This is a genomic window from Flavobacteriaceae bacterium, from assembly GCA_014075215.1.
Lineage (GTDB): Bacteria > Bacteroidota > Bacteroidia > Flavobacteriales > Flavobacteriaceae > Polaribacter.
This window is the reverse complement of sequence record CP046177.1, coordinates 2,476,430-2,502,367: the sequence shown is the minus strand read 5'-3', so window position 1 is coordinate 2,502,367 and position 25,938 is coordinate 2,476,430. Positions and strand designations below refer to the sequence as shown.

Genomic DNA, 25,938 nt, shown 5'->3' with positions numbered 1-25,938 from the left:
TTGTTGTTTTTTGTATACATATTTCAGGACGGGTCACTCAAATACTTTGGATGTAAGTTGGTATTTTGCACCTTATTTTTTAAGCGATTTACAACTTTGGATATCAAATGAACCTGTAACGGCAATATTTCAGATATATGCTCATGCAGATGCACTCTTTATAGGGCTAACTGCAGATGATGGTGCAATTATGATTTCAGAATTCACTCCTAATTTCTGGATTGGGTCTACCATTACTACAGCAAATACAGGTACTCAACCTTTTTCAGGAAACCGACAATGGGGTTATCACACTAATCAAAGCGGGAATTTGGAATTATATGCTAGAGCAGTCGATATTGCTAGGGTTTCGGATATTATTAGATATAATCCCTTGGGAAATTCTACATGCAAGGAAGACACCTATTACAATATAGGTGATGCTACTTGGACTAACTTACAAAATGAGATTGAACAGTGGATAAATGATAATGGAGGACAGGTCTCAGTAGTACCAAGAACAGCTATTCGTTTTGATAAAAATAAACTTCAAGAGCTCCTCGAACAAAATGAAACCATAGATCAAATTAATTGTGATTAATAACAAAGTCGATGAAAATTTTAGAAAAAAATACAAGTATTATCATAGCTCCTTTTTTGTGTGCTGTTTTAATAGTCTTTACAAAATTACCATTAGAGTATTATCCTCTTTCTTTTGGGTTGGTTATTGCAGTTGTTAATTGGAAAATATCTAGCCGTAATTCTTATCTAAGAACTTTTTTATGTGTTTTATTTTCGTACACATCTTTTTTCGCAGGATATTTCACTCCTCACATACTCTCAAATGCATTTGTCCCTCTATTTGGTCAAGATATTGGAGGTATTGTTGCATTAACTTTATCCGTATGCTTAATTTCTCCTTTATTGCTTTTTTTTCTATTTAGATTTATTTTCAAATATCCAAAGAAGAAGTTTGTCATTAAAGTTACAGCAATTTCGGTTATTACATTATTTTTAATTTCTTTATTTCACACTTGGAATGTAGATACATTAAAATTTCAGCATGAATTTAATGAAATACTAAATCCTTACACTCTCTGGCAAGTGATAATGGCTTTAGCTATTCAACTGCTTGTGAGGCAGCAATATTTATTTAAGCAGAAATAGAAGACAGTATTGAGCTAATCATTTTAAGGAGATTATATAAACAATGAAGAGAAATTAGCAAATGCAGCCATGTGTTGTGATTATGAAAACGGAGATGAAGCCAGCGGGGATAGTTGGAAGTATAGAGGGGAAGCATTTTACAATTGACATGGAAAGAAAATTACCGTAGATTTAAAGAATGGTATAATAACAACTATGATCCGAATAAAGATTTTGTTGCCAATCCTGATCTCATTTTCGGTAACGATACCCTGGCTATACTAAGCGGGCTTTGGTACTATAAATATAGAGTACTTAATAGAATTACTGTAGATAGAAATACTACTGTGGAAAAAGTAACTGAAAGAATTAATCCTGACTTAAAAGGAATAAATGACCGAAAGCAGCGGTTTCAAAAAGCAAAAGATTCAATAAACTGTAACAACTAAAAGATCATGAAAAAAATAAATATATAATAGTAGGAATAGTTATCTTATTAGGATGTAGTATACTATCAATGTCTTTTTTCCAGACAAACAATCAACTCCCTGATATAACAGGAACATGGATACTAGAAGGAGATTCCTCTCGTAAAACTATTTTCACAAGTGATGGAGTAAGAAAAGATTATAACAATAGTGAACTTATAAGAGAATCTGTTTACTCTATGTGGGGATAACGGATAGTGAAGATGACTTACCCTTCAAAATTTCATTCCCACTTTAACATTTAGTATACGGCCTGTTAAAAAATTAGGGATTCCAAATTGGCGTTTTGAGTATACATCACGAACCCAGGTATTGGTAATAGAGTTTTGAATATCGAACATATTAAAAAGCTCCAAACCGGCAGTAAACTCCTTAAATTTAGAAAGGAATCCTGTAGTGTATTTGTTCTTTTTATTGGCATCGACAAAAACATAAGAAACTCCTATATCTGCCCGCCTGTAATCTCTTAAACGCTGCTGAAAGTCATACGGGTCCGCATATGCAGGAGCACCTCCGGGAACCCCCGTATTGTACACTAAATTCAAGTATGCTTTTAAGTTGGGTATATTGGGAACATAATCCTGAAATAGAATACCAAATTTTAAACGTTGATCCGTAGGCCTGGCTATATATCCGCGGTTATCTATGTTTTCTTCTGTTTTTAGATAACCAAAACTCACCCAACTTTCATTACCGGGAACAAACTCACCATTTAAACGAACATCCAAACCATAGGCATATGCCCTGCTATTATTATTTGCCTGATACCGGATTCGTACATTGTCAACAACGTAAGAATTTACATCGGTTAAATTTTTGTAATAAAGCTCTGCAGTTAGTTTAAAAGGCCGGTTCCACATTGTAAAACTATAATCACTTCCAAGCACAAGATGAATCGATTTTTGAGCTTTTACGTTTTTATTAATAGCACCGGTCATTCCTCTGAGTTCTCTGTAAAATGGAGGTTGAGAATACCAACCTCCTGAAATTCTGAAAAGTATATCCTTTTCCCAATCCGGCTTAATGGCAAATTGCGCTCTTGGGCTTATGATGAATTGGGTTTTTGTACTTTCTCCGGTGGGTTTTACAGACCATATCTGACTTCTAACCCCAATATTATACCAAATATCGTGCATTCCTAAGTTGATTTTTCTACTGAATTGTACAAAACCGGAAAGCCTGTTTATACTTATATCATTTTCTGCTCTGACATTTTGAAAAGGAGTAATGGGACCCTCAAAAGAAGTATAAGGTTGTTCATTCGTGATTAGGTGATCCGGGGGTCTTACGGAAAAACCCAAAGAATCTATGATTTCCCATTCCCTAATACGATCTCTGATATTTTCTATCTGATATTTTACACCAAAATCAATTTGATTATCATTTTTTTTATACGTTCCCCTGACTTCCGCATTCATAATCAGTGCATCCAGATCATTACGCGCATGGTTTAGCTGAGAGCCTATGCCTTCGGAAAATTCGACTTCTCCGAAAGTTTGAGATCCCAGATTAGCATCTACCTGACCTAAATTATAAGAAGCGGCAATATCAAAATATTCTTCCTCCTGTGTATTATAGGCAGAAATAGTTCCTGTAAGAGCTAAATCATCATGTACTTTATAATTAGCACTAAAAGCTCCAAAGGAAGTAAGAAACTTATCTCTTTCCTGTCCTTGATAAAATACGATAAGCTCCAAAGGTTCGGCTAGCGTTCCAAAACGAGTTCTTCTGGTCAAAGGCTTATAATTGTAATCATTTATAGAAAAATTGCTTAAAAAATGCAAGCTCAATTGATGGTTTACACCGTAAGATAAAAAAGTTTGAATGTCTGTAAAACTAGGCCTGAAATTTGTTTCTATCTGTTTGCTATTTACAAACAAACTATTGTCTCTATATCTAACTCCCAGAATAGCAGATAGTTTATCTGCAAATAAACCTTCAAGAGTGATACTACCTCCCAATAAGCTGGCATCTGCAGTGGTAGCAAATTTTCTAGGCTCCCTGTAAGTAATATCCAAAACAGAAGAAAGTTTATCACCATATTTGGCTTGAAATCCTCCTGCTGAGAATTTGATATTCCTAACCATATGGGTATTTAAAAAACTCAACCCTTCTTGTTGACCGGATCTGACTAAAAAGGGACGATAAATTTGTATACCGTTTACATATACCAGATTTTCATCAAAATTACCACCTCGCACATTGTATTGTGTACTGAGTTCATTATTATTTGAAACCCCTCCAAATGAGGTTATCAACGTATTTTCCACACCACCTCCGGGTATTTTATGAACAAGTGTTTTATCTATTGTTTTGAGCCCTGCAGCATCGTCATCGAGGTTCTCAATAACTACTTCATCTAATTTTTCAGTCTTTAAAGTAAGTGTAGGGGAGTACCTGTATGTAGTTACTCTTTTAGCAGTAATGATTCTGGTAATGGAATGATAAGACAGATGACTAAAAACAATAGAGATTTCTTGATTGACAGGAATTCTTATTTGATACCTCCCATTACTATCTGTAGTAGTGCCAATTGTATTGTATTTTACCGAAACATCCGCAATAGGGTTATTCTCTTTGTTTGTTACGGTCCCTTTTAAAATTGCTGTTTTTTGAGCTATTACTATACTTGGGAGCGTCAATAAAATAAATAAAGTATTTTTCACTTAACTGATATTGCCGGATTTACATATGTTTACTTCTTGTAAAACGTTGCAGACAGCGTATTGGTATTTCCAATGTTATCTGATACTACAATTTTAAAAGAATGTTTGCTACCTACCAACTTTTTATCTTGAAAGTTATATGTCAATCTCTTCTCTTTCAAATCATATTCCATTAAAATCCATTCTCCGTCAATAGTAGCTCTATATGATTTTATTCCCGAACCCGTATCTGAGATGTGTACTTGAATTTTATCTTTATAAGTAATCCATTGATCATTTTTAAAATTCAAATTATATATTTTAGGTTTTTGATTGTCAATTAGTAAAGCGTACTTACCTAGAGTTTTAGTTGTAGTATAAAATTTATCTTTCTTTTTCTTTGTTTGTTGGTAATTAGCATACTTTTTATGATTCATATTTGCTATAAAAAGTTGCTCTTTTTCAACATCGCTATATCTGGGAACATCAAAAGTTAACGTAAACTTTTTGTCAAGAGGAACAGAAGGTTCATGTATGGTTGCTATATGATCTTTTACATCAAAATTTAAATATGTGTCTTCATAAAAAGTATTTTTTGGAAAAGCTATGGTCACCCCATTTTTTTGAAACGTATTAAATTCAGATGCTTTTATTTTATACGGTGTAGTCGTTATTGCTTCCGTATAAATAGTATTGGGTTCTTTTCCGACAATCGGGATGGTGGCGGTAGTTTTATTACCAACAACATCAGTAGCAATAATTTTTACAAAATAATTTTTATTGTTTTCTATAGTGATAACCCCATTATTTATCACATCTTCATATATACTTAAATTATTTCCCTTAGCAATATGCATTTTTTGTATTTTTCTTTTGTATTTATAGTAGTATGGATAATCTATTAATAGATTAATATATTTACTTTCTGCAAAAGAAAAAGTTTCTAAATCGTGATAATATACTTTTTTTTCATTCACCAACATTTCTATGCTATGCACCCCATTCTTATTAGCAGCATTGTTTAACAAATCATGTACACTTATTCCAAATCCAATACGGCCACTGGCAGTTATTCTGTTAGAAATATAATGATGATGATCTTTTTTTCTAATGGCAATCATTTGGTTTTTATTTGAATGATTAATTCTGGATTGATTGTCGATGGTATATGCCATTAGTTTAACAATTTTAGGAGCTATTGTATCTTCTACTTTTAAACCAAATAACAGAGGGTTGATTATTTTTTCAGTTTTGGTATCTCTCAGTTCGTAATGCAGATGAGGAGTTGAAGACCCGCCCGTACTTCCGGAATAACCAATTACCTGACCTTTATTAACCGTAATCTGATTAGGTTTCAGGTATATATTCCCGATTTCATATGCTTCTTTTTTGTATTGAATACGTTTTACATATTCTTCTATCCCGTTTCCAAATTTACTTAAATGCGCATACACGCTTGTATAGCCATTATGATGTGTTATGTAAATCACTTTGCCATATCCCAAAAGAGCTACTTTAATTCTGGATACATATCCGTCGGCAACCGCATATATTTTTAAACCTTCACGCTGTTTTGTTTTGATATCAATTCCCGAATGAAAATGATTATTTCTCAACTCACCAAAAGTTCCGGATAAAACCAAAGGAATATCTAAAGGGCTTCTAAAATAATGTTGCGGATATTTTTGACCGAATATTTGATAAAAGCAAACAAATACGGTAACAAATAGTATTAATTTTCTCAAAAATTCAATTTTTAGCTAATTCAAAAAACAGTACTCAAAAATATGAAAATCAAAAATATATTACCGTTATTTTTATTTTATAAAAAGTTAACAATTCCTTTAATTATATCAAAGAGAATATTAACTTTGTATATATAGTTTATTCTTACAAAAGTTAATGAGTAATACAATTGAAGCTGTTCATTCATTGGAAAATGCGTTAAAAAACTTGTTATTTAACTATGATTTTTTAATAAAGGAAAATGAAATCTTGCTTCAAAATAATCATAAGTTACAGCATCAACTTATTGAGAATCAGCAAATCTTAGAAGAAAGACAAAAAGAGTTCGATTTACTAAAGATTGCGAAAACTATAGAAGGCAGTAGCAATAATACGAAAAAAACAAAATTAAAAATAAACGCTTTAATTCGGGAAATCGATAAGTGTATTGTTCAGTTGCATGAATACTAAAGTTCTTTAGAATATTTGGAAAAATTAAAGATTAATATCGTTATCGCGGGTAGAACGTATCCTTTAACTGTAAATAGCATACAAGAAGAAGAAGGAATGCGTAAAGCAGCAGCAGCAATTAATCAATTAATAGCTACATATGAAGAAAATTATGCTGTTAGTGATAAACAGGATGTTTTGGCCATGTGTGCGTTACAATTTGCTTCCAAAGTAGAAATTTCTAAACTTAGTAATCAATCTGAAAATACAGAAGTGTTGCACAAGGTAAATGAGCTAACAGCGTTAGTGAATAGCCATTTAGAATAAGTTCTTTATTATACAATATACTGCCTACATTAGTTATTTGTTTGATAAACTCAACATTAATCTATTATGAAGGATGAGTCTTAATTGTTAAAGCAAGCCGTTACTATACTGATATGGATTCGGATCCTTGACCAATTAGTTAGTTCTATATATGTCATAATGGGGTTTATATAAACCAAATTATTGTAGGCTTTTTTTATACCTAAATTAAAATTATGGAAGATATGCTAATACCCATTAGTGTGGGAGCAGGAGGATTAATCATTGGTTTTATCATAGCAAAATTTATAGAAAAGCTTAGATCAAATAAACTGATAAAAAATACAAAGAAAGAAGTAAATGCTTTGATGAAAGCAGCAAAAGTTGATGCGGAAGCATTAAAAAAAGATAAAATACTACAGGCAAAAGAAAAATTTATAGAATTGAAATCCGAACATGAAAAAGTGATTTTATCCAGAGAGAAAAAAGTTTCTGACATTGAAAAAAGAATCAGAGATAAAGAAGGCAAAGTGAACTCAGAATTAGAGAAAAGCAAAAAACTGAATATCTCTTTAGAACAGAAGGAAGCAGATCATGATCAAAAGTTAGAATATCTGGAAAAGAAAGAAAGCGATCTGGGTAAATTGCACAAAAGACATGTCGATATGTTAGAGCAGATTTCCGGATTATCTGTAGAAGATGCCAAAAAAGAGCTGGTTTCTTCTTTGAGAGAAGAAGCTAAGGCAGATGCTATCACCTTTATACAAGAAACAGTAGAAGAAGCAAAACTTACTGCGCAACAAGAAGCCAGAAAAGTAATCTTAAATACCATACAAAGAGTAGGGGTAGAGCAAGCAGTAGAAAACTGTGTTTCTGTTTTCAATCTGGAATCCGATGATGTAAAAGGAAGAATCATTGGCCGAGAAGGCAGGAATATCAGAGCGCTGGAATCAGTAACCGGTGTTGAAATCATTGTCGATGATACTCCGGAAGCCATTATCTTATCCTGTTTCGACTCTGTAAGAAGAGAAATTGCTCGTTTATCTATGCATAAATTGGTCACTGACGGAAGAATTCATCCGGCCCGGATAGAAGAAGTTGTAAAGAAGACAACAAATCAGATTGAGCAGGAGATTATTGAAGTAGGTAAGCGTGCTGCTATTGATTTAGGGATCCATGGCTTACACCCGGAATTGATCAAAACGGTGGGAAGGATGAAATACCGCTCTTCTTACGGGCAAAACCTTTTGCAGCACTCCAGAGAAGTAGCCAATCTTTGCGGAATTATGGCATCTGAACTAGGACTGAATGCAAAGCTGGCCAAAAGAGCGGGCTTATTACACGATATAGGAAAAGTACCGGAAACAGAAAGTAATCTCCCGCATGCATTGTTAGGAATGCAGTGGGCTGAAAAATACGGAGAGAAAAAAAACGTATGCAATGCTATCGGAGCTCACCACGATGAAATTGAAATGAAGAGCCTAATCGCACCCATTGTCCAGGTATGTGATGCCATATCCGGAGCAAGACCCGGAGCAAGAAGACAAGTATTAGACTCTTACATACAAAGGCTAAAAGATTTAGAAAATATAGCGTTTGAGTTTGCCGGTGTCGAAAAAGCTTATGCAATTCAGGCGGGAAGAGAGTTAAGAGTTATTGTGCAAAGCGATAAAATAAATGATATAAAAGCCGCTGAGTTGTCATTCAATATTTCTCAAAAAATACAAAACGACATGACATATCCTGGCCAAGTTAAGATCACTGTAATCAGAGAAACCAGGGCTGTAAATGTGGCCAAGTAAATCTTTTGTTTTTATCTGGTTTGATTCACTTAAAATATCTAATTAGAATGGGTTTGACTAGTGTCATTCGTTAGGGTTTTAACTAGCCATTAACAAGAAACACTCTATTATTTTAGTACTTTTGGAGCTCTTAGAATTAGAATATATATTAGGATATAAATGAAGTACATAAATATCATTATCCACGTATACCTGTTGTTTACAGGGCATGTTTTTTCGCAAATAGTAGATCCATTATCCATATACAGAGCAGAAAGAGAAAAAAAAATCGATTTAATTCATACAAAATTAAAGGTCGATTTCAATTTTACAGATAAAACAGTAAACGGTGAAGAATGGGTAACGGCAACACCTCATTTTTATGCTACAGATGTGTTTGAATTAGATGCTAAAGCTATGATTATTCATACTGTAAAAATGAATAAAACCGAGTTAGTGTATCGTTATGACGGATTTAATTTAAAAATAGATTTACCCAAAGTATACAGAAAAGGGGAGGAGTTCACCGTATATATTAAGTATACGGCACAGCCTGAAAAAGTAAAACAAAAAGGAAGTGCGGCAATTACTGAAGCAAAGGGAGTGTATTTTATTAATGCTGACGGATCGGATAAAAATAAACCCACCCAGATTTGGACACAGGGAGAAACCGAAGCAAGCAGTTGCTGGTTTCCTACAATAGACAGCCCGAATCAAAAAACATCACAGGAAATATACATTACCGTACCTGATAAATACAAAACCCTATCTAATGGCATATTAGTGAGTCAAAAAGTAGCGGGTAATTACAGAACCGATTACTGGAAATTAGATCAAAAACATGCTCCCTATTTATTTTTTATGGGAATAGGAGCATATGAAATTGTTAAGGATTCCTACAAAAATATTCCTGTAAATTATTATGTAGAAAAAAAGTACGCAAAAGTAGCAAAAGCTATTTTTGGTTTGACTCCGGAAATGATTGGGTTTTTCTCTGAAATTACGGGTATTGAATATCCGTGGAGCAAATATAGTCAGATTGTAGGCAGAGATTATGTGAGTGGGGCTATGGAAAATACAACAGCAGTTATTCATGGGGAAAGAGCCTATCAAATGCCCGGGCAATTGGTAGATGAAAATGTTCAGGAAAATACCATTGCTCATGAAGTTTTTCATCATTGGTTTGGAAATTTAGTTACTACCGAAAGTTGGAGTAATTTGACCTTAAATGAATCCTTTGCAAACTATGGCGAATATTTATGGAGAGAATACAAATATGGCAAAACAAATGCGGATGCTCATTTATTTGAAGAAATCAGAGGGTATAAAGAAGGACAAAATGAAGGTAAAAAACTGGTGAGGCATTATTATGTTGATAAAGAGGACATGTTTGATGCTGTAAGTTATAATAAAGGAGGTGCAATTTTGCATATGCTGAGGAATTATTTGGGAGACAACGCTTTTTTTGAAGGGCTTCGGGTATATCTTACCGAAAACAAATACCAATCCGCAGAAGTGCATCAATTGCGTTTAGCCTTTGAAAAAGTTAGCGGTAAAGATTTACAACGGTTTTTTAATCAGTGGTATTTTGGAAGCGGCCACCCTAAAGTTCAAGTTTCCTACGACTATAATACACTGGAAAAAACCGTAACCATCAATATATATCAAACACAAACAGGTGAGTTTAAATTCCCTTTGACAATTGATATTTTTCAAGGCAAAACCAAAACCCGTTATCGCGTTTTTGTAGATGGTAATGATGCTTCATTTATCTTCCCTTTTAAAGGAAAATCGCCCAGTTTATTATTAGTAAATGCCGACGGTGTTGTACTGGGAGATTTTCAGGAAAACAAAGTTACCAGTGATTATATCGAACAATTAAAATATGCTGAACATTACGCACATAAAAGAGAAGCACTGATAGAAGTAGCAAAAAGCCAGGAACTCAAAGAAGCTTTCGATGCCATTGCCGGGGCGATGAGTGACGATTTCTACAAAATAAGAATATTAGCATTAGAAAACATCAATTTGGTCAATAAGTTCTCAAAAAAAGATGTCATTAATAAAATCAAATGGATTGCAAATAATGACGAAAAAACGCTGGTACGGGCAGCAGCAATTGAAACGCTGGGAAAACTGACCGATCCGGAGCTAAGATCTGTCTTTATAAATGCATTTAAAAGTAAATCCTATACTGTACTGGGAAAAGCTCTGGTGGCAATGTATTATATAGATAAACAGTATACTTTAAAAAAATCCAAAGAACTACCTCCGGAAGTAAAGAATATTATTGCAATTCCTTTAACAAGAATTTATTTGGAAGAAAAGGACGAAACAGAAATGGTGTTTATAGCCAATAATGTACTCTCCGGAATGTTTTTGAATAGCGATAAAAAAGTACAGGTGTTATATAAGAGAGCTTATGACGAAATTGCCGGCGGCAATAATACAAAAGCGATACAGAATTTGGTAAATGATATTGTTGATAAGGGAAATCAATATAAGCAATTTAATTTTGATAAAGTCGGCATTAATTTGATGAGGCAAATGATTCAAATGCAAAATAAAGCCAATACTCCAAATAAAATTAAAAATATTGCCGTCATTAAAGAAGCTCTTGGAAAACTAGCAAAATAGCGTAAACGTTTCTCATTCTACCTCTGTAGTATTGTTTTGGTGAAATAGGCGATTGACATCCTCCATTACTTTGGCAAGAATTTTGACTAGGATTGTAATCTGCTGCTCCAGATTCTGATCTTCCAGGGTACCCACAACCGCCTTGGAATTCACATGAGTTGGTATATTGACAAGAATGTGCTACTGCTGTAGCGCATATACCTTCTCCTGTACAACTATTTTTACCCTTAATATCTTGTCCTTTGCAAGCATTTAGACCCCCTGGCATGTATGAGGGAATTTGGGAGGTGCAGGCCACGGTGTGGGCGTAGGGGATATAATTCCATTGAAGGATTTCGCCTGCTTTCCAAACAAAGGATATTTTGTTGCGAAGTTTGTTTTTTGATAATTGTCATTTGTCGAATCATAATTCCAAAATTCTTGAACACCATAAGCCAAAGCGTGGTATAAATCACCAATCGAATCATATTCATCTTGGTACAATTTTGGGCCGTCAAAATTTGCAGGATTATCATTGCTTGGCGATTCATTGTAATGATAATTAGGGTCTGGAGTTTCAATAGCTAACATGGTATCTATCAATTTACTCAAGTTGCCTTTTACCGGCATTCCTATTATACCTTTTAAACAAGAAGGAGGGTTTGATAAATCAGGTGCGGTAATGGTTGGGCGAACTCCCATAGAATTGGCCAAGTTGCATGGCCATTGTTAAGTGAAACATTTCTTGTACAGCAACAGACATAATCATGTCATAGGCAGAAAAATACTCCTCTTTTAAAGTGTCCAATGGTTTTTGACCTAAGCCTTTCGGACTTTAAAAATATTACTTAATAAACTCTTCAAAGGTTCCATCTTCATAAAAGGCAACAATTTTTGTAATCTTTTTAGTTCCTAAAGTTTTTGCTTTTGATATTGGATGTTCATTATCAGATAGAGGTAGTGTAAGAGAAGAGGATACTGATTCTTCTTCTACTTTTCTAGGAAAAACCCCTTTACCATATAATAGCCAATACATATCCACTTCAGGAAATTCAGAAGTTATTTTAAGAATAACATCCAAACTGGGCTTATTTCTTCCCGACAGCATATGTGAAATGCTAGAACGTTGTACACCTATCTTATCTGCAAACATAGATGCTGTTAATTGGTAATAATCAAGAATCGTTTTAATTCTTTTTATAAAAGATTTGTTGTTCACAATTGTAAATTTAAGTATATATTACAAATGTAACAATAAAAATTCATAAAATAAACAATATTAAATAGTATAAAATTTAAATAAAAGATTTATATAAAGTATATAAATAATTGATTATTAAATGTTTAATTAATAATATCTTTAAATATAAAACTTATTTATATTACAAATGTAAACAGGTGGGAGAAATAAAGATATGGTTGAAAAATTAATTGCGCTAATGACATTTGTTTACATTTGTAACATAGCAACTGAAGCTTTCTTTCCATATAGAATCTCTATTTTTGTAAAAGATCATTTTGATATGCAGATACTGGATAAAAATAAAGCTCAAGAATTGTTTACCGTTTCAAAAGAATTTGGATTATGTGGTAGATGGATCACTTTTGATGATATAAAAAACTTGTTATTGGCGTTTGAAAATAATCAAAATATACACTCACTGTCAATAGGTTTCTCTGAAAATGGTATCCCCATATATAACCTTCAAATAGGTAACGGAGATAAAAAAATTTTGATATGGACACAAATGCATGGCAACGAAAGTACGGGCACCAAAGCTATTTTTGATTTACTAAATTTACTAAATCAGGATATTCTCATTGTCGAAGAAATGCTATCTGCATGTACAATTAGTATTATTCCCATGTTAAACCCTGATGGTGCTTTGAGATATACCATAGCAAATGCAAAAGGGATAGATTTAAACAGGGACGCAGTGGGCAGAGTGGCTATCGAAAGTAATGTATTACGAAATCATTTGGAAGAGTTTCAACCGGATTTCTGTTTTAATCTACATGACCAAAGAACTATTTTTGGAGTTGAAGGAACCACAAACCCGGCTACCATTTCATTTTTAGCACCTTCGGAAGACGAAACAAGATATATTACCGTCGGAAGACAAAAAGCAATGTATATAATTACGGCTATGAACCAACTATTGCAGACCATAATTCCTCATCACATAGGGAGGTATACAGATGAATTTTATCCTACGGCTACAGGGGATAACTTCCAGAAATTAGGATTCCATACCATTCTTATTGAATCCGGGCATTATCACAATGATTATCATCGTGAAGAAACTAGAAGGTTTACTTTTTTTGCTATCCTTCAAGGTGTATATAGCATAGCAAAAACAGCCTTTTTCAATGATGATTATCAAGCATATTTTAACATTCCTAATAATAACGAAATCTTTTTCGATGTAGTAAAACGTTTTAAAAATAAAGAAGATGAGGTCTATCAATATAAAGAACAAATTGTTGATAACCAGCTTAAATTCATACCTAAAAAAATAGAAGGTGTGAATTTAAAAAGAAAATTATTTCACAATGAAAATGATTTTTTATTGAATTTTTATCATTAAGTTCCTTTTTACTTTGAATTTTTTTGATAATTTTGCAAAGTTATTTGAATAATAATCAAAAAATGAAAAAATTCATATTAGACGAAATCGATCATCAGATTTTAGACATTTTGATTGAAAACGCTAGAACCCCCTTTACCGATATTGCAAAAAAATTACTAGTTTCAGCAGGAACCATACATATAAGAGTAAAAAAAATGGAGGATGAAGGTATTATTCAAGGATCTACGCTAACATTGAATTATGAGAAAATGGGGTATTCTTTTATTGCTCACGTAGGTATCTTTATGGAAAGGACGTCAATGACAAAAGAAGTAATTAAAAGCTTAAGAAAAATACCCAATATAACCGTTGCCTATGTAACAGCCGGTAAGTACAACATCTTTTGTAAGTTAAGAGCAAAAGGGACTATTGATGCCAAGGAAATTATTTATCAAATAGACGAAATTCCTGGTGTAAACAGAACGGAAACGATGATTGCCTTGGAAGAAAGCATCAATGATAAAAAGAGAATGATGCATGCCATCTTCAGAGAACTATAAAATAGTACTATAATTGTTTAAAAGAGGATTCATTCTTTGCTACTTGTAAAAAACACAAGGTAGAACCCTATTTGGTAATTTCATATACCTACTTGCTCATAGGGATACTAATATGGAGTTATAGCTATAAATATTTTTGTACTATAATGTTCTCGCGTTATGTAACTTTGTTTTGGTAAAAAGCTTTTTACCACTTAATCATACCTTATTTTTTTCTTCTCAAATGTTTCTTTAGAAATGTAATGTAATACTCTTTTTGCTGAAAGGGCAGAGTAGTGGAGGCAAAATGTGTATGGAGTGGGTATTGTTCTAAAATCTCAGAACTCCAAAATGATACTTTTTGTATGTAGATTTATTGTATTCATTAGATTTAATTTGTAAGTATGAATAACGATGTTTTAAAAGCATTTGGAAATCGAGTTCGTGAATTACGATTAACAAAAAAATGGAGTCAAGAAAGGTTAGCTGAAAAAACAGACTTCCATAGAACTTATATAGGTATGATTGAAAGAGGTGAACGAAATATCTCTCTTAAAAATATATACAGGTTAGCAAAAGATTTTGATATAAAAATTGAAAACTTTTTTCTAGATATATGACAGTTGTAACAAATTTAAAAAGAATCAATGAATTAGTTTCTGATGGCTACGATATATCAGTAGAAAACGCTAGAGATTTAATGGATTTGATAGCAAGAACGTAGACAACATCTAGTTGACAATGGATTCGATAGAAGACAAATAACTAGATTAACAACTAAATTAAGAGATGCAGGGAGAAGGTCTCCTCCTTGGAAACCTCACTCAAGTAGAGTTCCAGGTAGACCGCAAGACGGTGCGGATGGAAATCGTACTAACCGTTGGTTGCTTGATTCTCAACATAAATTTTATGCAACCGAAGTGATGGCTACTCTTGTAGAAATTAAATATTATTTACAATGTTTTAGTATGCTCGGTTGCCCTAAATTACCAAATAATGATATTAAAACTTGTTTTGGGTTTATGATGGAGCATGATATTGAGCCAGGTAACTATGTTGATCCAATACAGAAAAACCCAATTAGAATAAATGAAGTAATTGCTGATGCTAGAATCATACAATCTGGTCATTTAACTCCGTTAGACCGAAGTGGAAAACATGAACCATCTAATACTTTCTTAATGCTTAAAAGAAGTAATCAATTACAGGGAAACTTGACAGTAACTGAATTATTAGATTTAATGCAACAAATACTACATAGTCATAAGCGTATTTAACTTAAAATCATTTCGTTAAGTGAATTAATACTTTCATGTGTTTCAGTTAATGCAATGTTTCTCATTTCTTCGGCTTTCTTCATTTTTTCTACAGCATTTTGATATTCATTTTCATTTTTTGGAATATGAATATCAAGATTGCCTATAAAATCTGGGGTTATCGAATCTATTACCGAACCGTAAACACCTTTCGATATTAGGTTTTGGCAATATTTAGTTTTAATAAAAGTCAGTAAATAATACGGACTCAATTTATTTTCTGTGGGTTTAATTCGAATGACATGCTCACTCATTGCATATCCATTCCATGCTTCTGGCACGATAGACACAATGCCAGTGGTACCACTTCTAGTAATTAATATCCATCCTGTTTCAACTGTTAACTCTTTTAATTTTGGGTGATTATGTCCAATCCATTTACTACTTTCTACAACCATTTGAGTTATCTCTTTTCCACCATAAAAAGGAACAGCACCAGGATAATAATCTACATAGTTTCTAACAAACCTACCAGGATAAAATATCTTTTCAACAACGTCTTTTAACTTAACTGTTTTCCATTCTTTAGGGTTTATTTCTGGCAAGCCAAATTTAGAAGGCTTATGAAATTGAGCATTTAATTGAATTAAAGAAGCGCTAATTATATCTTTTGATGATATTACAAAACTTTCATCATGTATTTTACTAAAATCTTTACCTAATTTAAATTGTGAATAAGCATTTTCAACTTCTTTAAAATCAGTTAAAGATTCATCTGTATTGTACCATCAAGATTTCTTTTAAATACTGGGTTTCCTCTTCTGTCATGCCCAATCCATTTTGGAGTTGACATAAATATTTTATAACCTTCAATCTCATTAATATCTTCTAAAACTTCTTTTCTTCTAATTAATGTAATTAGACATGCTTTAGTACCTGTATGTGGTTGAAAAGTATCCGCAGGTAAATCTACAACTGAAGTGACAATAGTATTTAACAATAACCAATTTCTAATATATAATGCCTGTGGACCACTTAGAATTTGATAAGGAACAACAAGAGATAACCTACCTTTCCCTGGTATCAATAACTTTATATTTTGTTCAAGAAATAATATGTCTGGAGCTCTAGGTGTTATTTTTGATGGTGATAAATCATTTTGTCTAGCCTTTACCTTAGCCAATTCAAAGTGTTCTAAAATATTTAGGTCTTTAATTGTTATTTTGGTTCCAAATGGAGGGTTTCCTGCTATACAATGATGAGAATTAAACTTTATTCTAGAATCTTTTTTCGAAAATTGATTAAATTCTAATGAATCACCTTGAGTTACAAAATTGTGCGAAGTATCTCCAATTCTTGCTTTAAGTGTTGAGTTTGCTATAGAACAAACTTCTTTATCATATTCTTGGCCAAATATTGAATTTCTTGCCAATTCAATAACTTTCATCTCTACATCTTTCTTTTTATCTTTTTCAAGTAACTCTCTAACTCTGTTCAAACCGGCTAATAAAAAACCTCCTGTTCCTGAACAAATGTCAATTAAGTCATCTCCATTTCTAGGGTCAAACTCTAATAATTTCATTGATAAATGCGTGACTAAAGAATCTGTAAAAAATTGACCACCTGCTTGTTTAGCCCATTGACTTCTAAATATTTCTAAAGAATCACCAAAAACATCTCTATTTGGGTCTGATATTTCAATTCCATTTAATTGAACACATGTGTAAGCAATGTCAAATGGTTTTAAATTTATTTCTTCTTTAAAATCATAAATAGACCAAGCATCATTCATCACTTTGTAGTTAGCAATAATTGTTTTACTGAATTCAATAGATTCTCCGTTTAAAAGCTGTTTTTCTTTTTGATTATTAAAAACAAAAGCGGGTTTTTCTAGTGTATGCTCTTCAATATACATTCCTGTATGAAGTATTTTTCCCACCTCTTTAGATATTCCATGAGGCGTTTTTTTCTCAGAATTTGCATAAAGATGATTATAAATATTTATTATTGCTTTTTGAAGTTTAATATTGCTTACTTTCATTGATTAAAGTGCTTATATGCAAAAATATGTAATGCATATTTTGCATCATAGCGTGTTTTTGTAAAGTTTTCAACAAGGTTTATTATGCTCTATTTATTTTCCAGCTCCGTAATTTATGCGTTTTTTAAAGTCAATAACTTCATCTCTTAATTTCTTATTAGCGTTTTCAATAAGTTCGTTTTGAAGTTTCATAATACGTAACAAGTCGTGAATCGCATTTAAATTATCTAGTTGTGTATAGACGATTTTCTCTAAGTCGGTTTTGGTGTATTTAGGATATGGCATAAAATTTGAAATAAAGTTATTAACAACGAAAATTTAATTAAAAACTACATTTATATAATTGTAACTTACATAAAGTTAATTCAAATTTATAAATTAAATTTCAAAAACACAAGTTTAGCTTACTAAAATTTAATTTAAACTTATGTTTTAATAAGCAAGTATTATATATTTAAGGTAGAATACATCAAATAATTATGGCAGTAGAAAGAATAAATAGAATAAAAGAAGTATTAGTAATTCAAGGAAAATCGCAAGTTTGGCTTGCAGAAGAATTGGGAAAAAGTACGACTTCTGTAACTGCATTTTGTAATAATAAATCACAACCTCATTTAAAAGATTTAAAAAAGATAGCAGAAATCCTAGATGTGGATATTAGAGAGCTATTAGTTTCTACAAAATAATTTCCTTAGATAAGTTCCAATTGAAAACCATTGTTAATGAAATAATATCGCAAACGAATCTTGATGTATATAATGACATCTTGTTGAAAATAGTAAATGAAATAGAGAATAGGGGATTCATGCTTTCTTGTAGAAGTGATTCAATGCAGTCCGTTATTGAATGGGATAGTTACTTAATAAGGATAAGTGTCAAGAATGGAAAAAAACGTGAGTTAAAAGTATTATGGGATATTCTGCATGAATATGGTCATTTAATTGACGGAAGACCAAGTAAAAATGAAGTTAATATTAAAAGAGAAAAGAGTGCTTGGTTAAATGCAGAAATTTATATCAAAAATCATTCTATTTTAATGGATAACTATAAAGGTTTTATAAAATATAAAGATGAGTGTTTAAGTACATATATATCTTAATATTGTGTAAAATAGAAATTGTTTTGGATGAAGCGTTGGCGGAACGGCCTCGGAAAACTTTGGTTAAAACAATAGGTGAATGAGCGTATATATTTTAGAGGTCTAGCAATACATATTCTTAATAATAACAAGGTTTAAAGCTAGTTTAAAGTAATCTTAATCGTTCCAATGTTTTCTAAAATATAGCGATTGAGCCGTACATTGTTTCCAAAGTTTTCTGCAGCCTTGATTTTTTTGTTTCTTTTTTTATCAAGAAAAAAAGATATACAATATTTAAAAATGTTGAATAATTGCAGAATTTGAGCAAGTGTATAGAAATTATCTCGCAGAGTAATTTTATACTCTTACGGAATTCTTTACGAGAATGCCATAGAAAAAAATATTGCAGGATTATTATCGAATACGCTATTTTTAAATGAATCTAAAAGGTTAGCTTCTTTATGGCGATGGCTATGCAGTTGGCAATTGTGTTTAGAAATAAACGCCAGAAGCGTTTAATTTATAAAAAGCAATTGAGCGCATAGGCAGCGGCAATTTTACATAGCGACTAATTATAGTACAAACAGCAGAATGTTTCTTATTTAGTACTAAACCCAAGAGCCAAATGTTTAATGACCCAAGTAATACAGATTCTATAGAAACGAGAATACTTTGGGATATTTAACATAATGGAGAATTATAGCTTACAAATAAACCTTGAAGTTCATAAGCCGTAATTTCTTTTAACATAATATCTGCCGATATGAGTCTAAAGACGTCATATCTGATATTATGTGTAAATAGCCTGAAAAACGGCTATACAGAAATTACTAACTATTTGTACTATAATGGTCAGCATTATGTTACTTTGCTTTGGTAAAAGCAATAGTTTCATTTGCTGATTTTTCTTTTAAAAGTTTTCTTCTTCCAAACTTCTTTTACTAAAGTTAATTAAATACTCTTTTTGCTGTAAGGGCAGAGGAGTGCAGGCAAAATGTGTATGGAATGGCAATATTTATCTATAGTTATTCCTTTTTCGTATAGTAATTACACTTGTTCATCTATCTTATTTTAAGAATATTCTGGTAGCATATATATTTGAAAGTTATGTAAAAACTAATTCAATACCTCTGATAAAATAATTATGTAGATTTACAAAATAGCTATTATCAAATTTGGAAGAAATTATAAAAAATAGAAGGCAGTTTTCGATTCACATGTTTATATGGGTAATACTTTATTCAGTTGTCCTGTTTTTTGTGTATTCAGAAGGTAAAGAAATTACGCTTAAAATTTGTTTGAGAATAACGTTTGGAGCTGCGGTTTTCTATACAAACTATAGTTTATTAGTGCCTTATTTATTACTTAAGAAGAAGAAAACATCTTATCTACTGTCTATTGTCGTTCTTTTAATAATAGCCTATTTGATTATTTCAAATGTATTCTATTTTGATTTTTATAAGAACCAAAATCTGTTAGACAAACGACCTTCAAAATTTATAATAATTATATTTTTCAATACTGTGATAATTATCATTGGAACAGTAATTAGAGTATACCAACAATGGATAGAAAACGATAGGATTAAAACGAGAATTGAAGTTCAAAAAAATAAAACGGAATTAGAAGCCCTTAAAAATCAACTAAACCCTCATTTTTTATTTAACTCTTTAAATAGTATTTATTCATTAACAGTTAAAAAATCTAATGATGCACCAGAAGCCGTAATTATGCTTTCTGAATTAATGCGATATATGTTATATAAAGCTAATAACAGTAAAGTCTTACTTAAAGACGAATTGCAATACATTGAGAATTATATTAAGCTTCAACATATTAGAATAGCAAAAAATAAAAATGTAAAAACGAATATAAGAGGCACGATTTCCACGCAAAAAATTAGCCCTTTACTATTTATATCTTATATCGAAAACGCTTTTAAATATGGAACAGATTTTAATGGTAACACTGAGGTCGAAATAGATATTAGTATAAAGGACGACGAATTGCATTTTAAGTGTATTAACATTATAGGAAATAGAACTAAAGATAAGGAGAACTCTGGTATAGGAATGCAAAATACCAAAAACCGTTTGGAGTTATTGTATCCTGATAAACATTGGTTAACCACAATGGAAAAGGACAATAAATTTATGGTTGATTTAAAATTAAAATTAGATTAAAATACAACAGATGAAGTGCGTAATTATAGATGATGAGCCATTGGCAGTTGATGTTATTGATACTTATGTCAATCAAATAGAAGGGATGGAAATTGTTGCGAAATGTAACAATCCATTAGATGCAATAACAATATTGAATAAGCATCAAGTAGATTTAGTGTTTTTAGATATAGAAATGCCTAATTTAACAGGATTAGATTTGGTAAAAACAGTTGAGAATATTCCGCAATTTATCTTTACAACGGCTTATCCACAGCACGCTTTAGAAGGCTTTGAATTAAATGCAACCGATTATTTGGTAAAACCTATTCCGTTTCAACGCTTTTTAAAAGCCGTTTCTCGCGCCAAAGAAAAGTATGAGTTAGAACAGTCTATTGCGCCACAAGCAAACGTTTCTTCTGGAGAAAATAATAACGACTTTATTTTCGTGAAATCAGAATATGAAAACATTAAGGTTAATGTACAAGATATAGAATATATTGAAGGGCTGAAAGATTATATAAAAATTCATCTAAAAGAAAAATCAAAACCTTTGTTAACACTATCCAGTTTTAAAGCAATTTTAAAAAAACTACCTTCAAATTTTATTCGAACACACCGTTCTTATATTATTAATATTGATTGCATTAGGGCTTTGCAAAAATCTAATGTTGTTATTAATGATATTCGTATTCCTATTGGAGAAACCTACAAAGAAGTCGTTCTAAAAAGACTTGGAGTGTAAATCTCTTTTAATACAAATGGTATAAACTTTAAAAAAAGTATCGATACATATTCCTTGTTTGTCGATACTTTTTTTTTGTAGGTATATCTTTTTTTTCTCTGTTTTAAGTTGCTCATACTTTTGATATTAAATATTAATAGTTCTCTAAATTCAAAAATATGGACAGAAAAATTTTAGTATTATTTTTTATTATTTTTTATTATGTTTCTGTATGGCTCAATAACCAAGAGTTATGCAATTTACCTCAAGAGCAATGTCGCTTCACATTTTTTGGAAAACAAAATCCAAAAGAACCCAATTACCATTAGTGGTGTTGTAAAAGACAATGAAAGTGGTGAGACATTACCTTTTGCTAATGTTTTTGTGAAAGGGACAAATATTGGAACAACAACCAATGAGGATGGCTTCTTTACGCTATTCAATGTACCATCAGAAACTTCAACTATACAGGTACAATATCTAGGTTATCAAATCCTGACTTTGATACTCACACCAGAAATGGCAAAAGATAAAATAACAATCCTGCTGAAACCTGATGACAACCAACTAGACGAGGTAGTCATAAATGCCGAATCAAGACAGCAAATTGTCAAAATGAATAAGAATGTAAGTCAGATATCATTATCACCCAAAAAGTTGGCATCCATACCAAACTTAGGAGAAAAAGATATTTTTAGAGCCTTACAATTACTTCCGGGTGTAAGTGGCACAAATGAATCTTCTGCAGGTCTTTATGTTCGTGGTGGAACGCCAGATCAAAATTTAGTTCTTTTAGACGGTTTTACGGTATATCACGTTGATCATTTTTATGGTTTTTTCAGTGCTTTTAATAGTGATGCTATAAAGGATATTCAGTTATTTAAAGGTGGGTTTCCTGCCGAGTATGGTGGCAGAATTTCAAGTGTAATTGATTTAACTGGTAAAACGGGAAATAGCAATAAACTAAGTTTTTCTGGAGGTTTAAGCTTACTGAGTGCCAATGCAACTGTTGAGATTCCAATAGGAGATAAAGCAAATCTGTTAATAGCGGGTAGAAGGTCTTATACCGATATTCTTCAAAGCGGATTGTACAATAGTATTTTTGATTTGTATAACGATTCAGAGCCAACCAATGGTAATAACCTGCCTAATTTCAATGGGTTTCAACAAAACCAAACACAGCCTTCATTTTATTTTTATGATTTAAATACAAAGTTCAGTTACAAACCTAGCGATAAAGACATTATTTCAGTTTCAATGTATAATGGTGAAGATAATTTAGATAGTTCTAGGGAAAACCAAAATACTTTTGGCTCAGGTACAGATGATGAAAGAACCATAAATGCTGACATTGAAGATTTGTTGAATTGGGGAAACTGGGGTTCTAGTGTTCGACGGGCAAGACAATGGAATGATAAACTGTACACAAATGTTGTAGGTGCTTATTCCAATTACGTTAGTGAGAGAAATAGGGTAAACGATGTAACCATACAATTAGCTGACTCAACCAACACTAACAGAACAGGACTGGTAGAAGATAACAATCTAAAAGATTATACACTTAGAATACACAACGAGTACAAAATCAACTCAAAGCATAGCTTAGAATTTGGTGGACAATTAACAAAGAATGAAGTTGATTATAGCTACAGCCTTAACGATTCAATAACCGTAATAGATCAAAAAGATAAAGGGGTATTAAGTACAGTTTATTTACAGGATAAATGGAGTCCAACCGAAAAATTAAATCTAGTTGGTGGTATTCGAGCTACTCATTTTGATGTAACAGATGAACTCTATTTTGAACCACGTCTTTCGGCATCATACCAACTTAATGACCAAATCAAACTCAAAGGCGCTTGGGGAAAATATTATCAATTTGTAAATAGAATTGTTCGTGAAGACGTAACACAAGGAAGTAGAGACTTTTGGCTTTTGGCCAATGAAGAGAATAGTCCAATAAGTTTTGCAGAGCATTTAATTATTGGTGCAAGCTATGAAATTGATGATTGGTTGTTTGATGTTGAATATTTTGAAAAAGATATGTCAGGGCTTACGGAATTTTCACTTCGTTTTCAGTCTGCGCTAGGTACAGACCCTAACGATCAATTGTTTTTTGAGGGTACAGGTATATCAAGAGGTTTTGATTTCTTAATCCAAAAAAAGGTGGGTAAATATTCGGGTTGGTTAGGTTATACTTTGAGCGAAGTAGTGCACACATTCCCAGACTTAAACAGCAATCCATTTTATTCTTTAAACGATCAGCGCCACGAATTTAAATTTGTAAATGTACTCAAGGCAGGTCGTTGGGATTTAGGCGCAACTTGGGTTTACGGGAGCGGTAAACCTTTTACAGCACCTAATGGTATTTATACTATTACTCTTTTGGATGGAACAGAAACCGAATATGTAAGCGTAGGAGAAAAGAACGGGCTAAGACTTGCACCATATCATCGCCTAGATTTAAGTGCTACTTATAACTTTAATATTGGATCTGGAAAAGGCAGTATGGGCTTATCCTTATTCAACTTATATAACAGAACCAATACTTGGTACAAAGAGTTTGAAGTTGTGGATAGTGAGATGATAGAAACAAATGTCAATTATATAGGTTTTACACCTAGCTTATTTTTTAACGTATCATTTTAAAATTAATAACAATGAAAATTTTCAAAAAGATTATAGCTGTATTATGTATCATCATTATTTCATCTTGTGAAGATGTCCCAGATTTTGACCCAGGGATAAGCGAACCAGTTGTAGAGGCCTTTATTTATGAAGGTGAATCTGTTGATGATATTTATCTAAAAAAAACAGTGCCCTTTAATAGTGGGAATACTATTGAGCCAGAGCTTATAAGTGATGCAATTATAACAATTTCTAGTGATAGTCAGGATTTTGTATTATCACCAGTAGCAGACCAACCAGGGAGGTATTTTTATGACGGTAACGATTTATCTATAAATATAGGTGGAAACTATCAACTAACTTTTGAATATGAAGATAGAATAATATCTTCAACAACAACCATACCGAGTGAACCAGAAGGAGTGGATATATCGCCTGAGTCAATCGAAATACCTGAAATAAACTCCTTGCTAGATTTAAGGGATTTTAGAGAATCTTTTCAGCAAACTATTGATGTCATTTGGAACAACAATGATGGTAGTTACTACTATCTAGTAATTGAAAATACAGAAGATAATCCTGAGTCCATAGACCCAACTGATGTTCTTGGTGGTTTGGGCATTAATTTTGAATTTACAACTTCACCTACCCAACAGAACATTTTAGAATTAAGAGCTTTGATACACTATACGCAATATGGTATGCACAAGGTTACAATATATCACGTCAATGAAGAATATGCCTTACTCTATGAAACATCAAGTCAAGATTCAAGAGATTTAAACGAGCCATTCACAAACATAAATAATGGTTTAGGTATTTTTTCAGGATTTGCAAGTCAGGTGGTTTACTTTGAAGTTATTGAGCAATAAATAATTTAATCAATAAAATGAATAAAATAATTCTAATAATAGTTGTAGTGTTTTTATCAAGCTCATGTAGTAAGAAATTATATAATGTTGAAAAGGTCGATGCTATACCTGTAATTGATGGAGACCAGATAGAATGGCCAGTCAATACAATTCGGTCCAACAATAATATAAATTATGCGATACAACAGGATGACGATAATTTGTACTTAATAGTGAGTTCATTTGATGAGCAGGTTATAAAAAAAATTATGCTTTTAGGTATGACCTATTGAGTTAATACAGATGGAAAGCATAGTAAAGACCAAGGTATTTCTTTCCTTGAAGGAATTGTAAATTCAGACGCAATAAAACAAAAATTTGAAAGCCTCAAGAGTAGCGATGGTGGTTTTAGAGGAAGAGGAGGTATGGGCTCAATATCCAATATTGATAAAAATATGTTGCCAAATCAGTCTAAATTATTAGAGAATTTTAAGGGTCAATCCGAAAATATTGGCCTAATAAACTTTAATGGTTATGAAGATGGGCAAATAATTGATTTCAATCGTAGTGCTTTAGATTTTGAGAGTTTGGGTATTATGTTTGATTCAAAATTGATACCTGGTCAATCATTTACATTTGAGATTGCGATTCCAAAAAGGCTTCTCAAGAAAAATACAAAAGCTAAAAAAGATACCTGGGCAATAGGTATAACAACTAATGATCCAAATATAGAGCTCAGCTTACCTGACAGTTCTAAATTGGATAGGATTCCTGCAAGGTTTAAAAATAGATCAGGTGTAAGTGGTAAACTTGAAAAAATTAATGAAATAAAAGCTTTATTAAAGCCTATTCAGTTCTGGGTAGATGTATCTGTGTTGAAAAAGTAAATTAAGATGTTAACAGACATTAACATTTGGATTCCTATTGAATTAAAGTAATATTTTCTTAATCAA

At 32.0% G+C, this 25,938-nt stretch carries 28 protein-coding genes and 1 other RNA gene; 20 read left to right on the top strand and 9 right to left on the bottom strand.

Annotated elements, in window-relative coordinates:
- Positions 1-10: 10 nt before the first annotated feature.
- The 4 genes from GKR88_12245 (at position 11) to GKR88_12230 (ending at position 1,804) form a co-directional block, all read left to right on the top strand.
- Complete coding sequence (locus tag GKR88_12245) at positions 11-580, top strand: hypothetical protein (GenBank protein ID QMU64984.1); 570 nt, start codon at positions 11-13, stop codon at positions 578-580.
- Positions 581-591: 11 nt separating this feature from the next.
- On the top strand, positions 592-1,146 hold the full coding sequence (locus GKR88_12240) for a hypothetical protein (GenBank protein ID QMU64983.1): 555 nt from the start codon (positions 592-594) through the stop codon (positions 1,144-1,146).
- A gap of 143 nt (positions 1,147-1,289) precedes the next feature.
- Positions 1,290-1,574 (top strand): hypothetical protein, encoded by a 285-nt coding sequence (locus GKR88_12235; GenBank protein ID QMU64982.1) that lies wholly within the window; start codon positions 1,290-1,292, stop codon positions 1,572-1,574.
- Between the two features lie 68 nt (positions 1,575-1,642).
- Positions 1,643-1,804 (top strand): hypothetical protein, encoded by a 162-nt coding sequence (locus GKR88_12230; protein ID QMU64981.1) that lies wholly within the window; start codon positions 1,643-1,645, stop codon positions 1,802-1,804.
- 24 nt (positions 1,805-1,828) lie between these two features.
- Here GKR88_12230 and GKR88_12225 read toward each other — a convergent pair whose 3' ends face one another.
- Positions 1,829-4,279, bottom strand: coding sequence for a TonB-dependent receptor plug domain-containing protein (locus tag GKR88_12225; GenBank protein QMU64980.1), 2,451 nt, complete (start codon positions 4,277-4,279; stop codon positions 1,829-1,831).
- A gap of 29 nt (positions 4,280-4,308) precedes the next feature.
- Positions 4,309-6,003, bottom strand: a complete 1,695-nt coding sequence (locus GKR88_12220; GenBank protein ID QMU64979.1) for a peptidoglycan DD-metalloendopeptidase family protein — start codon at positions 6,001-6,003, stop codon at positions 4,309-4,311.
- A 157-nt stretch (positions 6,004-6,160) separates the two neighbouring features.
- On the opposite strand from GKR88_12220, the gene GKR88_12215 reads away from it, so the two are divergent.
- The 5 genes from GKR88_12215 (at position 6,161) to GKR88_12195 (ending at position 11,157) form a co-directional block, all read left to right on the top strand.
- Positions 6,161-6,454, top strand: coding sequence for a hypothetical protein (locus tag GKR88_12215; protein ID QMU64978.1), 294 nt, complete (start codon positions 6,161-6,163; stop codon positions 6,452-6,454).
- Between the two features lie 15 nt (positions 6,455-6,469).
- Complete coding sequence (zapA, locus tag GKR88_12210) at positions 6,470-6,760, top strand: cell division protein ZapA (GenBank protein QMU64977.1); 291 nt, start codon at positions 6,470-6,472, stop codon at positions 6,758-6,760.
- A 48-nt stretch (positions 6,761-6,808) separates the two neighbouring features.
- A non-coding RNA gene (gene ssrS, locus GKR88_12205) (6S RNA) lies at positions 6,809-6,928 on the top strand.
- Positions 6,929-6,975: 47 nt separating this feature from the next.
- Positions 6,976-8,541 carry a ribonuclease Y gene (gene rny, locus GKR88_12200; GenBank protein QMU64976.1) on the top strand — a complete coding sequence of 522 codons (1,566 nt, stop codon included), beginning with the start codon at positions 6,976-6,978 and terminating at the stop codon, positions 8,539-8,541.
- 159 nt (positions 8,542-8,700) lie between these two features.
- Positions 8,701-11,157: a M1 family peptidase gene (locus tag GKR88_12195; GenBank protein QMU64975.1), complete on the top strand. Its 2,457-nt coding sequence runs from the start codon at positions 8,701-8,703 to the stop codon at positions 11,155-11,157.
- 12 nt (positions 11,158-11,169) lie between these two features.
- On the opposite strand, the gene GKR88_12190 is transcribed toward GKR88_12195, so the two are convergent.
- From GKR88_12190 to GKR88_12175, 4 genes are all read right to left on the bottom strand, one after another.
- Entirely contained in the window at positions 11,170-11,310 is a 141-nt protein-coding gene (locus tag GKR88_12190) for a hypothetical protein (GenBank protein ID QMU64974.1), read from the bottom strand.
- A gap of 99 nt (positions 11,311-11,409) precedes the next feature.
- Entirely contained in the window at positions 11,410-11,850 is a 441-nt protein-coding gene (locus tag GKR88_12185; GenBank protein QMU64973.1) for a hypothetical protein, read from the bottom strand.
- A complete protein-coding gene (locus GKR88_12180; GenBank protein ID QMU64972.1) occupies positions 11,807-11,944 on the bottom strand; it encodes a hypothetical protein in 138 nt (45 codons plus the stop codon). Before GKR88_12180 ends, GKR88_12185 begins: the two co-directional genes overlap by 44 nt.
- 36 nt (positions 11,945-11,980) lie before the next feature.
- The gene (locus GKR88_12175) at positions 11,981-12,358 is read right to left on the bottom strand and encodes a helix-turn-helix domain-containing protein (GenBank protein ID QMU64971.1); all 378 of its coding nucleotides are present in this window, start codon (positions 12,356-12,358) and stop codon (positions 11,981-11,983) included.
- 301 nt (positions 12,359-12,659) lie between these two features.
- On the opposite strand from GKR88_12175, the gene GKR88_12170 reads away from it, so the two are divergent.
- The 4 genes from GKR88_12170 to GKR88_12155 all read left to right on the top strand — a co-directional run bounded on the left by GKR88_12170 (position 12,660) and on the right by GKR88_12155 (position 15,522).
- Positions 12,660-13,724, top strand: a complete 1,065-nt coding sequence (locus GKR88_12170) for a zinc carboxypeptidase (GenBank protein QMU66707.1) — start codon at positions 12,660-12,662, stop codon at positions 13,722-13,724.
- A 62-nt stretch (positions 13,725-13,786) separates the two neighbouring features.
- The gene (locus GKR88_12165; GenBank protein QMU64970.1) at positions 13,787-14,266 is read left to right on the top strand and encodes a winged helix-turn-helix transcriptional regulator; all 480 of its coding nucleotides are present in this window, start codon (positions 13,787-13,789) and stop codon (positions 14,264-14,266) included.
- A 383-nt stretch (positions 14,267-14,649) separates the two neighbouring features.
- Positions 14,650-14,865 (top strand): helix-turn-helix domain-containing protein, encoded by a 216-nt coding sequence (locus GKR88_12160; GenBank protein ID QMU64969.1) that lies wholly within the window; start codon positions 14,650-14,652, stop codon positions 14,863-14,865.
- A 264-nt stretch (positions 14,866-15,129) separates the two neighbouring features.
- On the top strand, positions 15,130-15,522 hold the full coding sequence (locus tag GKR88_12155; GenBank protein ID QMU64968.1) for a hypothetical protein: 393 nt from the start codon (positions 15,130-15,132) through the stop codon (positions 15,520-15,522).
- Here GKR88_12155 and GKR88_12150 read toward each other — a convergent pair.
- The 3 genes from GKR88_12150 to GKR88_12140 all read right to left on the bottom strand — a co-directional run bounded on the left by GKR88_12150 (position 15,519) and on the right by GKR88_12140 (position 17,827).
- The gene (locus GKR88_12150; GenBank protein QMU64967.1) at positions 15,519-16,202 is read right to left on the bottom strand and encodes a hypothetical protein; all 684 of its coding nucleotides are present in this window, start codon (positions 16,200-16,202) and stop codon (positions 15,519-15,521) included. The genes GKR88_12155 and GKR88_12150 overlap by 4 nt on opposite strands.
- A 62-nt stretch (positions 16,203-16,264) precedes the next feature.
- Entirely contained in the window at positions 16,265-17,542 is a 1,278-nt protein-coding gene (locus GKR88_12145; GenBank protein QMU64966.1) for an N-6 DNA methylase, read from the bottom strand.
- Positions 17,543-17,635: 93 nt separating this feature from the next.
- Positions 17,636-17,827 carry a hypothetical protein gene (locus GKR88_12140; GenBank protein QMU64965.1) on the bottom strand — a complete coding sequence of 64 codons (192 nt, stop codon included), beginning with the start codon at positions 17,825-17,827 and terminating at the stop codon, positions 17,636-17,638.
- 194 nt (positions 17,828-18,021) lie between these two features.
- On the opposite strand from GKR88_12140, the gene GKR88_12135 reads away from it, so the two are divergent.
- The 7 genes from GKR88_12135 (at position 18,022) to GKR88_12105 (ending at position 25,872) form a co-directional block, all read left to right on the top strand.
- Positions 18,022-18,228: a helix-turn-helix domain-containing protein gene (locus tag GKR88_12135; GenBank protein QMU64964.1), complete on the top strand. Its 207-nt coding sequence runs from the start codon at positions 18,022-18,024 to the stop codon at positions 18,226-18,228.
- 20 nt (positions 18,229-18,248) lie between these two features.
- Positions 18,249-18,641, top strand: a complete 393-nt coding sequence (locus tag GKR88_12130) for a hypothetical protein (GenBank protein QMU64963.1) — start codon at positions 18,249-18,251, stop codon at positions 18,639-18,641.
- 1,154 nt (positions 18,642-19,795) lie between these two features.
- A complete protein-coding gene (locus tag GKR88_12125; GenBank protein ID QMU64962.1) occupies positions 19,796-20,803 on the top strand; it encodes a sensor histidine kinase in 1,008 nt (335 codons plus the stop codon).
- Between the two features lie 10 nt (positions 20,804-20,813).
- The gene (locus tag GKR88_12120) at positions 20,814-21,527 is read left to right on the top strand and encodes a response regulator (GenBank protein ID QMU64961.1); all 714 of its coding nucleotides are present in this window, start codon (positions 20,814-20,816) and stop codon (positions 21,525-21,527) included.
- 201 nt (positions 21,528-21,728) lie between these two features.
- The gene (locus GKR88_12115) at positions 21,729-24,155 is read left to right on the top strand and encodes a TonB-dependent receptor plug domain-containing protein (GenBank protein QMU64960.1); all 2,427 of its coding nucleotides are present in this window, start codon (positions 21,729-21,731) and stop codon (positions 24,153-24,155) included.
- An 11-nt stretch (positions 24,156-24,166) separates the two neighbouring features.
- The gene (locus GKR88_12110) at positions 24,167-25,006 is read left to right on the top strand and encodes a DUF4249 family protein (GenBank protein ID QMU64959.1); all 840 of its coding nucleotides are present in this window, start codon (positions 24,167-24,169) and stop codon (positions 25,004-25,006) included.
- Between the two features lie 404 nt (positions 25,007-25,410).
- On the top strand, positions 25,411-25,872 hold the full coding sequence (locus GKR88_12105; GenBank protein ID QMU64958.1) for a hypothetical protein: 462 nt from the start codon (positions 25,411-25,413) through the stop codon (positions 25,870-25,872).
- Positions 25,873-25,938 lie beyond the last annotated feature (66 nt).

Bases quoted from the DNA above. Each gene is read 5' to 3' on its own strand.
- GKR88_12120 (QMU64961.1), top strand. From the start codon at position 20,814: ATGAAGTGCGTAATTATAGATGATGAGCCATTGGCAGTTGATGTTATT.
- GKR88_12165 (QMU64970.1), top strand. From the start codon at position 13,787: ATGAAAAAATTCATATTAGACGAAATCGATCATCAGATTTTAGACATT.
- GKR88_12145 (QMU64966.1), bottom strand. From the start codon at position 17,542: ATGAAAGTAAGCAATATTAAACTTCAAAAAGCAATAATAAATATTTAT.
- GKR88_12110 (QMU64959.1), top strand. From the start codon at position 24,167: ATGAAAATTTTCAAAAAGATTATAGCTGTATTATGTATCATCATTATT.
- GKR88_12240 (QMU64983.1), top strand. From the start codon at position 592: ATGAAAATTTTAGAAAAAAATACAAGTATTATCATAGCTCCTTTTTTG.
- GKR88_12160 (QMU64969.1), top strand. From the start codon at position 14,650: ATGAATAACGATGTTTTAAAAGCATTTGGAAATCGAGTTCGTGAATTA.
- GKR88_12140 (QMU64965.1), bottom strand. From the start codon at position 17,827: ATGCCATATCCTAAATACACCAAAACCGACTTAGAGAAAATCGTCTAT.
- GKR88_12195 (QMU64975.1), top strand. From the start codon at position 8,701: ATGAAGTACATAAATATCATTATCCACGTATACCTGTTGTTTACAGGG.
- GKR88_12115 (QMU64960.1), top strand. From the start codon at position 21,729: ATGTTTCTGTATGGCTCAATAACCAAGAGTTATGCAATTTACCTCAAG.
- GKR88_12215 (QMU64978.1), top strand. From the start codon at position 6,161: ATGAGTAATACAATTGAAGCTGTTCATTCATTGGAAAATGCGTTAAAA.
- GKR88_12230 (QMU64981.1), top strand. From the start codon at position 1,643: ATGTCTTTTTTCCAGACAAACAATCAACTCCCTGATATAACAGGAACA.
- GKR88_12105 (QMU64958.1), top strand. From the start codon at position 25,411: ATGGGCTCAATATCCAATATTGATAAAAATATGTTGCCAAATCAGTCT.
- GKR88_12135 (QMU64964.1), top strand. From the start codon at position 18,022: ATGGCAGTAGAAAGAATAAATAGAATAAAAGAAGTATTAGTAATTCAA.
- GKR88_12170 (QMU66707.1), top strand. From the start codon at position 12,660: ATGCAGATACTGGATAAAAATAAAGCTCAAGAATTGTTTACCGTTTCA.
- rny (QMU64976.1), top strand. From the start codon at position 6,976: ATGGAAGATATGCTAATACCCATTAGTGTGGGAGCAGGAGGATTAATC.